The 12,570-nt window shown below is 72.9% G+C and carries 12 protein-coding genes and 1 tRNA gene; 5 read left to right on the forward strand and 8 right to left on the reverse strand.

Features of this window, described 5'->3' with window-relative positions; translation table 11 throughout:
- Positions 1–35: 35 nt before the first annotated feature.
- Positions 36–1,403: an FAD-binding oxidoreductase gene (locus tag OG519_RS11390; protein ID WP_405582097.1), complete on the reverse strand. Its 1,368-nt coding sequence runs from the start codon at positions 1,401–1,403 to the stop codon at positions 36–38.
- 236 nt (positions 1,404–1,639) lie between these two features.
- Here OG519_RS11390 and OG519_RS11395 point away from each other — a divergent pair, with 236 nt between their 5' ends.
- Complete coding sequence (locus OG519_RS11395) at positions 1,640–2,263, forward strand: HAD-IA family hydrolase (protein WP_405582099.1); 624 nt, start codon at positions 1,640–1,642, stop codon at positions 2,261–2,263.
- Between the two features lie 78 nt (positions 2,264–2,341).
- Here the strand turns inward: OG519_RS11395 and hppD are convergent, their stop codons facing one another.
- The gene (gene hppD / locus OG519_RS11400; RefSeq protein WP_405582102.1) at positions 2,342–3,457 is read right to left on the reverse strand and encodes a 4-hydroxyphenylpyruvate dioxygenase; all 1,116 of its coding nucleotides are present in this window, start codon (positions 3,455–3,457) and stop codon (positions 2,342–2,344) included.
- A gap of 123 nt (positions 3,458–3,580) precedes the next feature.
- Here hppD and OG519_RS11405 point away from each other — a divergent pair, with 123 nt between their 5' ends.
- On the forward strand, positions 3,581–4,051 hold the full coding sequence (locus OG519_RS11405) for an Lrp/AsnC family transcriptional regulator (RefSeq protein WP_405582105.1): 471 nt from the start codon (positions 3,581–3,583) through the stop codon (positions 4,049–4,051).
- Between the two features lie 51 nt (positions 4,052–4,102).
- Here the strand turns inward: OG519_RS11405 and OG519_RS11410 are convergent, their stop codons facing one another.
- The 6 genes from OG519_RS11410 to OG519_RS11435 all read right to left on the reverse strand — a co-directional run bounded on the left by OG519_RS11410 (position 4,103) and on the right by OG519_RS11435 (position 10,502).
- Positions 4,103–4,891: a S16 family serine protease gene (locus tag OG519_RS11410; protein ID WP_405582107.1), complete on the reverse strand. Its 789-nt coding sequence runs from the start codon at positions 4,889–4,891 to the stop codon at positions 4,103–4,105.
- Positions 4,892–5,181: 290 nt separating this feature from the next.
- Positions 5,182–5,973, reverse strand: a complete 792-nt coding sequence (locus tag OG519_RS11415) for an IclR family transcriptional regulator (protein ID WP_405582110.1) — start codon at positions 5,971–5,973, stop codon at positions 5,182–5,184.
- A 258-nt stretch (positions 5,974–6,231) separates the two neighbouring features.
- Positions 6,232–8,022, reverse strand: a complete 1,791-nt coding sequence (locus OG519_RS11420; RefSeq protein WP_405582112.1) for a DEAD/DEAH box helicase — start codon at positions 8,020–8,022, stop codon at positions 6,232–6,234.
- Positions 8,023–8,343: 321 nt separating this feature from the next.
- The gene (locus OG519_RS11425; protein ID WP_405582115.1) at positions 8,344–8,730 is read right to left on the reverse strand and encodes a type II toxin-antitoxin system death-on-curing family toxin; all 387 of its coding nucleotides are present in this window, start codon (positions 8,728–8,730) and stop codon (positions 8,344–8,346) included.
- The gene (locus tag OG519_RS11430; protein WP_405582117.1) at positions 8,727–8,924 is read right to left on the reverse strand and encodes a hypothetical protein; all 198 of its coding nucleotides are present in this window, start codon (positions 8,922–8,924) and stop codon (positions 8,727–8,729) included. The genes OG519_RS11425 and OG519_RS11430 overlap by 4 nt, the downstream gene beginning before the upstream one ends.
- 51 nt (positions 8,925–8,975) lie before the next feature.
- Positions 8,976–10,502: an MFS transporter gene (locus tag OG519_RS11435; protein WP_405592646.1), complete on the reverse strand. Its 1,527-nt coding sequence runs from the start codon at positions 10,500–10,502 to the stop codon at positions 8,976–8,978.
- 355 nt (positions 10,503–10,857) lie between these two features.
- Here OG519_RS11435 and OG519_RS11440 point away from each other — a divergent pair.
- The 3 genes from OG519_RS11440 to OG519_RS11450 all read left to right on the forward strand — a co-directional run bounded on the left by OG519_RS11440 (position 10,858) and on the right by OG519_RS11450 (position 12,489).
- Positions 10,858–10,932 (forward strand) — tRNA-Cys (locus OG519_RS11440).
- A 403-nt stretch (positions 10,933–11,335) separates the two neighbouring features.
- Positions 11,336–11,887: an AAA family ATPase gene (locus tag OG519_RS11445; RefSeq protein ID WP_405582119.1), complete on the forward strand. Its 552-nt coding sequence runs from the start codon at positions 11,336–11,338 to the stop codon at positions 11,885–11,887.
- A gap of 62 nt (positions 11,888–11,949) precedes the next feature.
- On the forward strand, positions 11,950–12,489 hold the full coding sequence (locus OG519_RS11450; protein WP_405582122.1) for a GNAT family N-acetyltransferase: 540 nt from the start codon (positions 11,950–11,952) through the stop codon (positions 12,487–12,489).
- Positions 12,490–12,570 lie beyond the last annotated feature (81 nt).

Raw genomic sequence — 12,570 nt, forward strand, 5'->3', positions numbered from 1 at the left:
GCGAAGAGCCCCCCCGGTGGGAAGAGCCCGCCGGGTCAGAAGAGCTTGCCCGGGTTCAGCAGGCCCAGCGGGTCGAACACCGCCTTCACCTGCCGCTGCAACTCGATCCCGGTCGGCCCCAGTTCCCTCGCCAGCCACTCCTTCTTCAGCAGCCCCACCCCGTGCTCACCGGTGATGGTGCCGCCCAGCGCCAGGCCGAGTGCCATGATCTCGTCGAAGGACTCCCGGGCCCGCCGGGACTCGTCGGCGTCCCGGGCGTCGAAGCAGACCACGGGGTGGGTGTTGCCGTCGCCGGCGTGCGCGCACACGCCGATCGTCAGGTCGTACTTCTTGGCGACCGCGGCCACCCCGTCGAGCAGCTCGCCGAGCCGCGACCGCGGTACGCACACATCGTCGATCATGGTGGCGGTGGAGACCTTCTCCAGCGCGGTCAGCGACAGCCGCCGGGCCTGGAGCAGCAGCTCCGACTCGGCCGCGTCCTGCGCCGGTACGACATCGGTGGCGCCGGCCTCGGCGCACAGCGCCCCGAGCGCGGCCAGGTCGGCCGCCGGGTCCGGGGTGTCGAAGGCCGCGAGGAGCAGCGCCTCGGTGGTCTCCGGCAGGCCCATCTTCGCCAGCGCGTTGACCGCGCGGATCGTGGTGCCGTCCATCAGTTCGAGCAGCGACGGTACGTGCCCGCTCGCCATGATCGAGCAGACCGCCGCGCCGGCCGCCGCCGCGGACGGGAACTCCGCGACCAGCGCGAGCTGCTGGGGCGGGGTGGGCCGAAGGGCCAGCACCGCCTTCACCACCACGCCGAGTGTTCCCTCCGAGCCGACGAAGAGCCGGGTCAGGTCGTAGCCCGCGACGCCCTTGGCGGTGCGCCGCCCGGTCGTCAGGAGCCGCCCGTCGGCGAGCACCACGTCGAGACCCAGCACGTACTCCGCCGTGACGCCGTATTTAACGCAGCACAGCCCGCCGGCGCCGGTGCCGATGTTCCCGCCGATGGTGCACATCTCCCAACTCGACGGGTCCGGCGGGTAGTACAGCCCCTGCTCGGCGACGGCCCGGGACAGCACCGCGTTGACCACACCGGGTTCCACCACCGCGATGCGCTCCACCGGATCGATCTCCAGGATCCGGTCCATCTTCTCCAGCGAGAGCACGACACATCCCTCGGTGGCGTTGGCGCCGCCGGACAGCCCGGTCCGCGCGCCCTGCGGCACCACCGGCACCCGCAGGTCGGTCGCCGTCCGCAGCACATGCCGGACCTCTTCCACGGTCCGCGGCCGTACCACCACGGCGGGGGTGCCCGCCGCCGAGAAGCTCGCCATGTCGTGCGCGTACGAGGCGGTGAGGTCCGGGTCGGTCAGCACGGACTCCGCCGGGAGGCCGCCGCGGAGCCGCGAGATCAGGTCGTCCATCCGCCCAGCCTGACACCGTATGAGGCGCGCCTCAATCGTCCGGACAGCACCTGGCGCCGGCCGGGGACCGGTTTGGGCCGCCACCGCGTTTCCTCCCGGTGGTTCGCGGCCGGATCCGCGATGCTCGGTCCTGTGCCGCACCGAACCGTCGTCTCCGTCACTCACACGTCGCTCCCCGGTGCCGCCGGACCGCGCCCGTCCGCCGCGGCGCTCCCGACCGCCGCGGGGGCCGCCGTATGAACCGCGGGGCCGGGCTGATCCTGGACTTCGGCGGGGTGCTGACCACCAGTTTCACCGCCGCGACCTGGAGCTTCGACCGCCGCTCCGGGCTGCCGGAGGGCACCTTCCTCTCGGTGGTGACCGGCGAACCGGCCGGTCAGGCGCTCTGGGAGGACGTCGAGCGCGGCGCGATCAGCCAGACCCGGTGGAGCGAGGGCACCGCGACCCTGCTGGGTGTCGGCTCCACCGATCTTGTGGCCCGGCTGCTGGCGGACCTCCGCCCGGAGCCGTCGGTGATCGCCGCCGCCCGGGCCGCCCGCGCGGCCGGCGTCACGGTCGGGGTGCTGTCCAACAGCCTCGGCACCGAGCCCTTCGACATCTACGCAGGCTACGACCTGGCCGCCAACTACGACCCGGTGGTGATCTCCGGCCACCACGGCCTGCGCAAACCGGACCCGGAGATCTACCGGTTGACGCTCGACCTGATGGAACTCCCCGCCGAGGCCTGCGTCTTCGTGGACGACACCGAGGCCAACCTGCCGCCGGCGCGGGCCCTCGGCATCACCAGCGTCCTCACCGAAGGCCCGGCGGACACACTCGCCGCGATCGAGACGGCGCTCGCCATGCGCTCGGCACCGTGATCGCGGTCCGCCCCGGCGATCGCGGTCCGCCGCGGCGAACGGCTCCGACCAGCGGCGGCCGGAGCCGGCCAGCGGCGGCTACAGGTTGCCGCGGCGCTCCTGCTCGCGCTCGATCGCCTCGAAGAGCGCCCTGAAGTTGCCCTTGCCGAAGCCGAGCGAGCCATGGCGTTCGATCATCTCGAAGAAGACGGTCGGCCGGTCCTGGACCGGCTTGGTGAAGATCTGGAGCAGATAGCCGTCCTCGTCGCGGTCGGCGAGGATCTTCAGCTCGCGCAGCGTCTCCACCGGGACGCGGGTGTCGCCGACCCATTCGCCGAGGGTGTCGTAGTACGAGTCCGGGGCGTCGAGGAACTCGACGCCGGCCGCGCGCATGGCCCGCACCGAGGCGACGATGTCGTTGGTGGCGAGCGCGATGTGCTGGACGCCGGGGCCGCCGTAGAACTCCAGGTACTCGTCGATCTGGGACTTCTTCTTGCCGGCCGCGGGTTCGTTGAGCGGGAACTTGACCTTGCGGGTGCCGTCGGCGACCACCTTGGACATGAGGGCGGAGTACTCGGTGGCGATGTCGTCGCCGACGAACTCCTTCATGTTGGTGAAGCCCATGACCTGGTTGTAGAAGGCCACCCACTCGTCCATCCGGCCGAGTTCGACATTGCCGACGCAGTGGTCGACGGCCTGGAAGAAGCGCTTGGCGACCGGCGCCACGATCGGCTCGGCGGCGGCGTAGCCCGGCAGGTAGGGACCGTCATAGCCGGTGCGGTCGACCAGCGTGTGGCGGGTCTCGCCGTAGGTGGCGATGGTGGCCAGCACCACCGTGCCGTGGTCGTCCTTGAGTTCGTACGGCTCCTCGATCCCGGTGGCGCCGTGCCCGGTCGCGTAGGCGTAGGCGGCGCGGGCGTCGGGGACTTCGATGGCGAGGTCGGCCACGCCGTCGCCGTGCGCGGCGACATGCGCGGCCAGGAAGCGGCCGTAGGCGGTGACGGGCTTGATGACGGAGGTGAAGACGAAGCGGGCGCCGCCGGAGACCAGTACGTACGAGGCGGTCTCGCGACTGCCGTTCTCCGGACCGGAGTACGCGACGAGGCGCATCCCGAAGGCGGTCGAGTAGTAGTGCGCCGCCTGCTTCGCGTTGCCGACGGCGAAGACGACGGCGTCCATGCCCTTTACGGGGAAGGCATCCCGGGTCTCAGTCATGACAGAAGCGTCTCGCCACCTTTCACAGTGCGCAACGGTTCCGGATTTCGCTGGACAGTCTGCGCGGTGGAGACCAGGATCGACGGGTCAATCTGTGCAGGATGACCACGGGGGGAGCCCGGGATGGGCATCGACGCGCTGGACGGCCGGCTGATCACCCTGCTGGCCGAGGAGCCGAGGATCGGTGTGCTGGAGGCGTCCCGGCGGCTCGGGGTGGCCCGCGGGACCGTTCAGGCCCGGCTGGACCGGCTGCGGGCCACCGGGGTGATCCGGGGCTTCGGGCCGCAGGTGGACCCGGCGGCGCTCGGCTATCCGGTGACCGCCTTCGCCACCCTGGAGATCAAGCAGGGCCAGGGGGCGGAGGTGCGGGCCCACCTGGTGGGCGTGCCGGAGGTGCTCGAGCTGCACACCACGACCGGGGAGGGGGACATGCTCTGCCGGCTGGTGGCCCGCTCCAACGCGGATCTGCAACGGGTCATCGACCGGGTGCTCGGGTTCGAGGGGATCGTGCGGGCCGCGACGGCGATCGTGATGGAGAATCCGGTGCCGCTGCGGATCATTCCGCTGGTGGCGCAGGCGGCGCGGGATACGTAGCGGGATCCGTACCGGGTTCCCAAGGGGCAGCGTGTGCGGCGGGCGGCCCGTTCAGCAGGAGGGGGTGGCCGATCCCGAGCGGACCGCGGCGAGGGCGGACAGGGCGCCGTCCAGCGTCGTCACCGGGATCAGTTTGAGGCCGCGCGGCAGCTCGGCCTTGGCGTCGGAGCATTCGTCGCGCGGGACGAGGAAGACCGTGGCGCCGTCCCGCCGGGCGGACTGCTCCTTCAGCGGTACCCCGCCGACCGCGCCGACCCGGCCGGCCGCGTCGATCGTGCCGGTGCCCGCGATGACCCGGCCGCCGGTCAGATCGCCGCCGTGGCCGTCGCCCGCCACCTTGTCGATGATGCCGAGGGTGAAGAGCAGCCCGGCGCTCGGGCCGCCCACGTCGGCCAGCCGCAGCGTCACCTTCACCTTGGCCGGGGAGAGCTTGAGCCGCTTGAGGGCGGCGGCGGTGGCGGCGTCCTGCGACTGGACCATCTCCTTGGTGTTGGCCTGCTGGATCTCCTTGACCGAGCCGCCGGTGGGGTAGACCGCCTCGCGCGGCATCGCGGCCTGCTTGGTGTTGAACCAGGCCCTGGCCACGTCGGAGAAGTGCACCGCCGCGTTCGGCTCGGTCGCCGAGATGGTCACCAGCCGCAACTGTCCGCTGGTACGGCGGACCGGGGTGCCGGTGACGGTGATCACCGGGGCGCCGTGGTCCGTACCCAGCACGTCCGTCGTCGGACCCGGCAGAACGATCGACACCGGCAGCGGCACGAAAGCGGCCACCGCGAGCAGCGCGGCGACAACCGCCGCACAAGCGGCAAGGGCCAGCGACCGACGGGAAAGCGTAGGCATGCGCCCGACCCTAATTCACCCGCGCCACGTTCCCCTCACGCGGTAGCCCGGCGCCGCCCGGCCGCGACGGCCGGCACCTCAAGGGGCCCGGCTCCGGCGGCCGGCACCTGAAGGGGCGCGGGGAACTGCGCGCCCAGCCCCCCACGGCCGTCGGATAGTCACCGGCGCAAAGGGCTCGGGGCGCTCGGGGCGCCGGGACGGCGCGTCGCAGCCGGGCAAGGCAGCGGAGGTCCGGTGCCCCACCGCCGCCGGGCCCGGGCACGGGCCCACACCCGTGCCCGGGCCCGCGCCTAGCGCAACGCGTCCGCGACCTCGGTAGCGGCCTCCACGACGCGCAGCCCCACCCGTTCCGGTACGGAATCCGCCAGCATCACCACACCGACGCTTCCCTCGATGCCCGGGACGCCGAGCAGCGGGGCCGCGGCGCCGCTGGCGCCCGCCTCCAGCTCACCGTGCGTCAGCACATACCGCACCGGGTCGGCCGCCGCCGGAACCCCACCGACCCGGTCGGGCCGGTCCACGCCGTCCGCCCGCGCGGCGCCCGAGCCGTGGTGGCCGACCTCCGCGTAGATGTCTGCGGGGTCCGGGGACTGGTCCGAGCACAGCTCCCACGACCGGCCGTCGGCGGCCGGCTGCAAGCCCCGCCCGGCCAGGATCGCCCGGCCGGCCGCGCCGCGGTCCAGCGGATGGCGGAAGCCGGTGCGATAGGCGACGTGATAATCGGTCCAGGTCGGTTCGACCACGGCGACGGCCAGCGCCTCCGTACCGTCGACCAGGGTGAGATGGGCGGTCGCCCCGATGTCCTCGGCCAGCGAGCGCAGCGCCGGCAGCGCCGCCTCGCGCAGCAGCGGGTGCACCTGGTGCGCCAGGCCCAGCACCCCGAGCCCGACCCTGGCCCGGCCGCCCAGGTCGCGCCGGACCAGCGAATGCTGCTCCAGCGTGGCCAGCAGCCGGTACACCACCGTGCGGTTGACCCCGAGCTTGGCGGCCAACTCGGTCACCGTCAGCCCATGGTCGGTGTCGGCGAGCAGCTTCAGGACCCGAAGTCCCCGGTCGAGCGTTTGAGACGTCTCCGCGGTCACGACGCCCCCTCCTCGTGAAATCGGCGGCCGTCTCGCGGATGGTGCACACCGCCGGTCCCGCGGCAGTGCGCGCGAAGTGGCCGCCGGACTGGTCGGCATACCGGCTGCGCTCCGCGGCTGCACTGCCACGGCGCGTGCGTGACCGGCACCGTAGCGAGCGGGTACCGCTCAGCGGAAGGGGTCGTCCACAATCCGGGCGTCGCCTTGACCCGACCTTGGGGTTCCGCGGGGGCTCTTTCCCTTACAATTCGGCGGACATCATCGCATTCGGGTGGCCCACTCCTGGACCTTCTTGATCCGCTCGGTGAGCTGGCCCGCCGTCGCCTCCGCACTGGGCGGACCGCCGCAGGCCCGGCGCAGTTCGGTGTGGATCACGCCGTGCGGTTTGCCGCTTTGGTGGTTGTACGCACCCACCAGCGTATTCAACTGCTTGCGCAATTCGAGGAGTTGGCGGTGGCTGACGACCGGCCGCCGGTCGGCGGGCAGTTCGAGCAGATCCGCCTCTTCGTCCGGTTTCTTCCGGCTGTGCGCGATCTGCCGGGCTTGTCGCCGTTGCAGCAGTATCTGCACCTGGTCCGGCTCCAGCAGCCCCGGGATGCCGAGGTAGTCCTGCTCCTCCTCGCTGCCCGGATGCGCCTGCATCCCGAACTCGGCGCCGTCGTACAGCACCCGGTCGAAGACCGCGTCGGACTCCAGCGCCTCGAAGGGCAGCATGTCCTCCTCGGTGTCCTCGTCCTCGGCCTTCTCGGCGTCCGCCAGGAGCTTGTCCTCCTCGGCGAAAGGATCTTCCTCGCCCTGCTTCTTGGGCTTGTCGAGCACGTGGTCGCGCTCGACCTCCATCTCGTTGGCGAAGTCCAGCAGCATCGGGATGGTCGGCACGAACACCGACGCCGTCTCGCCGCGCCGCCTGGACCGTACGAAACGGCCCACCGCCTGCGCGAAGAACAGCGGCGTCGAGATGGTGGTGGCGTACACCCCGACCGCCAGCCGCGGTACGTCCACCCCCTCCGACACCATCCGCACCGCGACCATCCAGCGGTCCTCGCTCGCGCTGAACTCCTCGATCCGCTTGGACGCGCCGGTGTCGTCGGAGAGCACCACGGTCGCCTTGTGGCCGGTCAGCTCCTTGATCAGCTTGGCGTAGGCGCGGGCCGAGTCCTGGTCGGTGGCGATGACCAGGCCGCCGGCGTCCGGGATGCCCTTGCGTACCTCGGTCAGCCGCTGGTCGGCGGCGCGCAGCACGTTCGGGATCCAGTCGCCGGTGGGCGCGAGCGCGGTCCGCCAGGCCTGGCCGATGGCGTCCCTGGTCATCGGCTCGCCGAGCCGGGCGGACAGTTCGTCGCCGGCCTTGGTGCGCCAGCGCATGTTGCCGCTGTAGCTGAGGAAGATCACCGGCCGCACCACACCGTCGGCGAGCGCGCTGCCGTAACCGTACGTGTAGTCGGCGGAGCTGCGGCGGATACCGTCGTTGCCCTCCTCGTACGTCACGAAGGGGATCGGGTTGGTGTCCGACCGGAAGGGGGTGCCGGTCAGCGCGAGCCGCCGGGTGGCCGGCTCGAAGGCCTCAAGGCACGCCTCGCCCCAGGACTTGCTGTCGCCCGCGTGGTGGATCTCGTCGAGGATCACCAGCGTCTTGCGCTGCTCGCAGCGGTTGCGGTGCAGCATCGGCCGCACCCCGACCCCCGCGTACGTCACCGCGACCCCGTGGAACTCCCGCCCCACCGGCCCGGCGCTGTAGTCCGGATCGAGCTTGATCCCGACCCGGGCCGCCGCGTCCGCCCACTGGGTCTTGAGGTGTTCGGTGGGCGCGACCACGGTGATCTGCTGCACCAGGTGGTTGTGGAGCAGATACGACGCCAGCGTCAGCGCGAACGTGGTCTTCCCGGCCCCGGGTGTCGCCACCGCCAGGAAGTCCCTCGGCTGGGCGGCCACATACGTGTCGATCGCCCCTTGCTGCCAGGCCCGCAACTTGCCCGCGGTCCCCCAGGGGGCGCGCCCGGGGAAGGCGGGAGAGAGGTGGTGATGCGCGTGCGAAGCGGTGGTAGTCACGGTCTCCGTGGTGGGTCGGCGATGTCGTCGTTGTCGTCGTTGTCGTCGATTTCGTCGATTTCGGCGATTTCGGCGGTAGGGGCGCGGACCCGCGTACGTCGAAGGTCCGCGGTACGCCGAGGGTCCGGCGAGAGGGCTCCCCTCCGGATCCTACGAAAACCGCCTCAGCCTACCGGCCCCCTCCCCCGCCCTCCCGCCCAACGCGTCCCCGCCCCCGGTCTGCGACCCACCTCACACCCGCCGCCCCCAGCGGGTGGACGGGAGCGGCACGGGGCGGCGCGGTACGCGTTCTGAGGCGGGCGGGGCGGCGGGGCGGCGGGGTCAGGTCGCGAAGGCCGGCAGGATTCGGGCGATGGCGGGGACGGTCAGATGGCCCTGGCAGACCGACAGGACGAAGCTCTCGGCCGCGTCCACGTCGAAGTGCGGGTCGAGGGGGTGGCCGCCCAGGTGGAGGAAGACCCAGGTCGCGTACCAGGCGATGCGTTTGTTGCCGTCGACGAGGGCGTGGTTGCGGGCGAGGGACTCCATCAGGGCCGCGGCCTTGAGCCAGAGGTCCGGGTAGGCGTCCTCGCCGAAGACGCTCGCCCGGGGGCGGGCCAGCGCCGACTCGAGCAAGCCGCGGTCGCGTACCTCCTCCTCGCCGAGGCGACGCGCCAGGTCGAGGAGTTCGGAGAGCACGAGGTGGTCCGCGCCACCGGTCACCGTCATGCCAGCCTGCGGTTCAGCTCGGCGCTGGCCTCCAGCACGTGCGCGGCCGCTTCCTCGAAGAGCCGTGCGCGGGCGCCGACCGCCGCCATCAGGGCGTCGTACGCGAAGGACTGCACGCTGCGCCCCTCCGCCTCGGCCCGTTCCCGAAGGGCCGCGAGCTCTTCGTCGGTCAGTCGTACGGTCAGTCCCGGCATGGCCGGACGGTAGCAGGCGGTGCCGAGCCACCGGACAGGATTTTCGGGGCGTCAGGCCGCCGGGCGAGGTACGCGGCGCTTGGGGCGCAGCCGGGCGGCGACCAGGGCGCCGAGGAGGGCCACGGCGGCGGCCGGGAGGAAGACGGCGGCGAAGGCGGCGGGATGGGAGGGGGCGGCGGTGAGGGCGCTCGTGGCGGCGGGGGCGGTGGAGCCGCCGCCCAGGGCGGTGAAGACGGTACCGGCCGCGGCGACCATCAGGACGTTCGAGAGCGCGTCGGAGACCTGGAGGGCCGCGGAGTTGGCCCCGGCGTCGGCCGGCGGCGAGAGCTTGAGCAGCAGCACGCCCAGCGTCGTGACGGACAGGCCCATGCCGAGCCCGCCGACACCCCACGCGATCGCGACGATCCACGGCGGCACGGCGTGGTCGAGGGTGAGCGGGACCGTGGCGATCGCCGACGCCGAGCAGAGCAGGCCGAGCTGGACGAGCCGCTCGCGGGAGCCGTCGAAGCGGGGCCGGGACTGGATGAAGGAACCGAGCGCCCAGGTGAGCCCGGCGCCGGCCAGCGAGAGCCCGGCCAGCGTCGGCGACAACCCCCGCTGGGTGACCAGCATCAGCGGGATGAAGCTCTCGGCGGCGATGAACGAACCCGCGGCGATCCCCCGCATCAGCACCACGGTGGGTATCCCGCGGGCCGCCCGGAAGGTGCCGCGCGGCAGCAGCCGCAGCGCCGCGGGGACGAGCAGGGCGGCGCCCGCCACGGCCGGTACGACGGACAGCGGCCGTAGATCCTGGCCCGCGTACTGGAGCAGTACGGCGCCGGTCGCCAGGGCCGCGGCGAGCCAGATCCGCGAGGCGTCCATGGCGGGCCGGGTGCCCTTCTCCCGAGCGTCATCGCCCGCCTCGCGCCCGGCCCGCGCCGCCCGCCGCAGCGCCGGCACCATGACCGCGAGCGGCAGCACCACCAGCGCCGGGATCGCCAGGAACACCCAGCGCCAGCCGAGCTGTTCGGTGACCGTGCCGGAGACGAGCGGCCCGACGATCGACGGCACCACCCACGAGGCCGAGAAGGCCGCCATCACCGCCGGCCGCAGCCGCTCCGGGTACGCGCGGCCGACCACGACGTAGAGCGCGACGATGACCAGCCCGCCGCCGAACCCCTGTACGGCCCGGCCGAGCACGAAGGGACCCATCGACCGGGCGGTACCGCTGATCGCCAGCCCGGCGGCGAAGCAGGCGATGCCGACGCCGATGGGCGGCAGCGGGCCGTTGCGGTCGCACCACTGGCCGCTGACCACCATGGCAAGCAGGGAGGTGGTGAAGTAGCCGGAGAAGGCGAACGCGTAGAGCCCCAGACCGTTCAGCTCCCGTGCCGCGACGGGCATCGCCGTGCCGACGGCGGTCGCCTCGAAGGCGATCATCAGCACGACCGAGACGATGCCGAACGTCAGCGCCCGATGCCGCCGCCCCAGCACCCCGCCGGCGTCCGTACCCTCCGCGGCAGCTCCAGCGACTCCAGCGACCCCGACGACCCCCGCGCCGACCGCGACCCCAGCCGGAGCCGCAGCCGCCGCCTCGATTCCGGCCCTCACTCCAGTCCCGCCCACGACCCCGGCCCCGACCTCGCCCGGGACTCCAGCTCCAGCCGGAGTCCCGGCCGCGACCCCAGCCTCAGCCGGAGCCCCGGCCGCCGCCGCACCCGTCGCCGCGGAAACCCCCTGCTCATCCCGCTCGCCGTCGCGCGCCCGCACACCTTTCACCCGCCCAGCGTAAGGGGCAAACCCGCATAACGCCCCTGCCCGTACGCCCCCTCCGCCGCCGCCACCCCGGCCCGCCCGTTTGTTAACGCCGCATGGCGGTCCCGTGGCACCCCGGCCGGCCCCATTGACCGTCACCCCGACCCCCCGCCATGGTCGTAACACCACCGCACGACACGGCCGTGTGCCCGAGTGGTTGAGGGACTCGCCTGCAAAGCGAGTTACGCCGGTTCGATTCCGGTCACGGCCTCCACCGTCAGTCCGAGCTGCCGGAACCGTCCACCGCGGAGCGGTGGGCCGCACCGTGGCGACGGCTCCCGCATCGCGGCCTCCCGCTCCCCCGGCGTCCCGCCAACTCCCCCTCGCGGGCGCCCGTGCCGCCCCGCGCAGCCTCAGTTGGACCCGCGACGCCTACCGGCGGTAGCGGCCGGTCCGGCGGCGCCGGGATCGGTTGTGAAGGTGCTGGTCGCGGCGACCCGTCGCGGACCGCGGCCGGCTCCTTCCCGGCGTCGGCCCCGCCGGATTCGGCCGAACGGGGGCGGGGCTGACAGGGGCATATGCCGAATGAGCGCTAACGGTTGAGGCTATGGCCAGAGCCTGAGATGCTCGCTGTCCGTTCGGGTAGGTCCGAGCCCCTACCGGAGGAGGGCGCAGGTATGGGCGGAGTCGCGCTCGACGGCGGCGTGCTGGTGATCACCGGGGTGATGGCCGCCGGCAAGTCGACGGTGGCGCAACTCCTCGCGGAACGCCTGCCGCGCGCGGTCCACGTCCGCGGTGACGTGTTCCGCCGGATGCTGGTCTCCGGGCGGCGCGAGCTCGTACCGCGCGGCGACGGGGAGGCCGTCGAGCAGCTCAGGCTGCGCTACCGGATGTCCGCCTCCACCGCGGATCTCTACGCGGCGGCCGGCTGGACAGCCGTCGTCCAGGACGTGGTCCTCGGCGAGCACCTGAAGCCCTATCTGGACGCGATCACCTCCCGCCCGCTCTACCTGGTCGTCCTCGCCCCCTCCCCCGAGGCCGTCGCCGCGCGCGAGGCGGCCCGCGCCAAGAGCGGCTACGGATCGTCGTGGACCGTCGGCGGCCTCGACCACGTGCTGCGCGACGAGACCCCGCGCCTGGGCCTGTGGCTCGACTCGTCCGCCCAGACCCCGCAGGAGACGGTGGACGCCATCCTGGGCGGGCTGAAGGACGCCCGCGTCGCCGTCTAGGCCCGCTTGCCAGGGCCCGAAATCCGGTTGAGAAGCGCGCATCGGACGGGTAGCAAGGGCGGATGATACGAGGCGAGAAGGTCGGGCTGCGGGCCCGCGAGGAGAGCGATGTCGCGGTCCTGCACGCCGAGTTGTACGAGGACGTGGCGCTGAAGAGCCGCACCGATCCGCGCCCCTGGCGGCCGGTCTCCGCCGGGGCGGGGCACTCGCCGCACGCCGTGCCCGAGCCGTCGGAGAAGGAGGCGGTCTTCTCGGTGGTGGAGCTGGCCACCGAGAAACTGGCCGGCGAGGCGATCCTGTGGGGCATCGACACGCACAACCGCTCCGCCCACCTGGGGATTTCGCTGCTGCCCGGCTCGCGCGGGCGGGGGCTGGGCGTCGATGTCGTACGGGTGCTGTGCGAGTACGGGTTCGCGGTCCGGGGGCTGCGCCGGCTGCAAGTGGAGACCCTGGCGGGGAACGAGGCGATGATGGGGGCGGCGCGGCGGGCCGGCTTCCGCCACGAGGGCACGCTGCGGCGGGCGGCGTGGGTGTACGGCGAGGAGTTGGACGAGGTGGTCTTCGGGCTGCTGCACGACGAGTGGGCTCCCCGGACGGGGTGAACGCCGCGGGCGGTCCGCCGGGGCCTCGGCCGCGTGGAGCGGGCCCGGGCGAGCAGGCCGCCGAGCCGCCCCGGGTACGGC

It is taken from the genome of Streptomyces sp. NBC_01190, assembly GCF_045039895.1.
In the GTDB taxonomy this organism is placed as follows: Bacteria; Actinomycetota; Actinomycetes; order Streptomycetales; family Streptomycetaceae; genus Actinacidiphila.

What these genes read in the sequence shown, in the direction of transcription:
- OG519_RS11390 (WP_405582097.1), bottom strand. Translation starts at nt 1,403, where the DNA reads ATGGACGACCTGATCTCGCGGCTCCGCGGCGGCCTCCCGGCGGAGTCC.
- OG519_RS11395 (WP_405582099.1), top strand. Translation starts at nt 1,640, where the DNA reads ATGAACCGCGGGGCCGGGCTGATCCTGGACTTCGGCGGGGTGCTGACC.
- hppD (WP_405582102.1), bottom strand. Translation starts at nt 3,457, where the DNA reads ATGACTGAGACCCGGGATGCCTTCCCCGTAAAGGGCATGGACGCCGTC.
- OG519_RS11405 (WP_405582105.1), top strand. Translation starts at nt 3,581, where the DNA reads ATGGGCATCGACGCGCTGGACGGCCGGCTGATCACCCTGCTGGCCGAG.
- OG519_RS11410 (WP_405582107.1), bottom strand. Translation starts at nt 4,891, where the DNA reads ATGCCTACGCTTTCCCGTCGGTCGCTGGCCCTTGCCGCTTGTGCGGCG.
- OG519_RS11425 (WP_405582115.1), bottom strand. Translation starts at nt 8,730, where the DNA reads ATGACGGTGACCGGTGGCGCGGACCACCTCGTGCTCTCCGAACTCCTC.
- OG519_RS11430 (WP_405582117.1), bottom strand. Translation starts at nt 8,924, where the DNA reads ATGCCGGGACTGACCGTACGACTGACCGACGAAGAGCTCGCGGCCCTT.
- OG519_RS11445 (WP_405582119.1), top strand. Translation starts at nt 11,336, where the DNA reads ATGGGCGGAGTCGCGCTCGACGGCGGCGTGCTGGTGATCACCGGGGTG.
- OG519_RS11450 (WP_405582122.1), top strand. Translation starts at nt 11,950, where the DNA reads ATGATACGAGGCGAGAAGGTCGGGCTGCGGGCCCGCGAGGAGAGCGAT.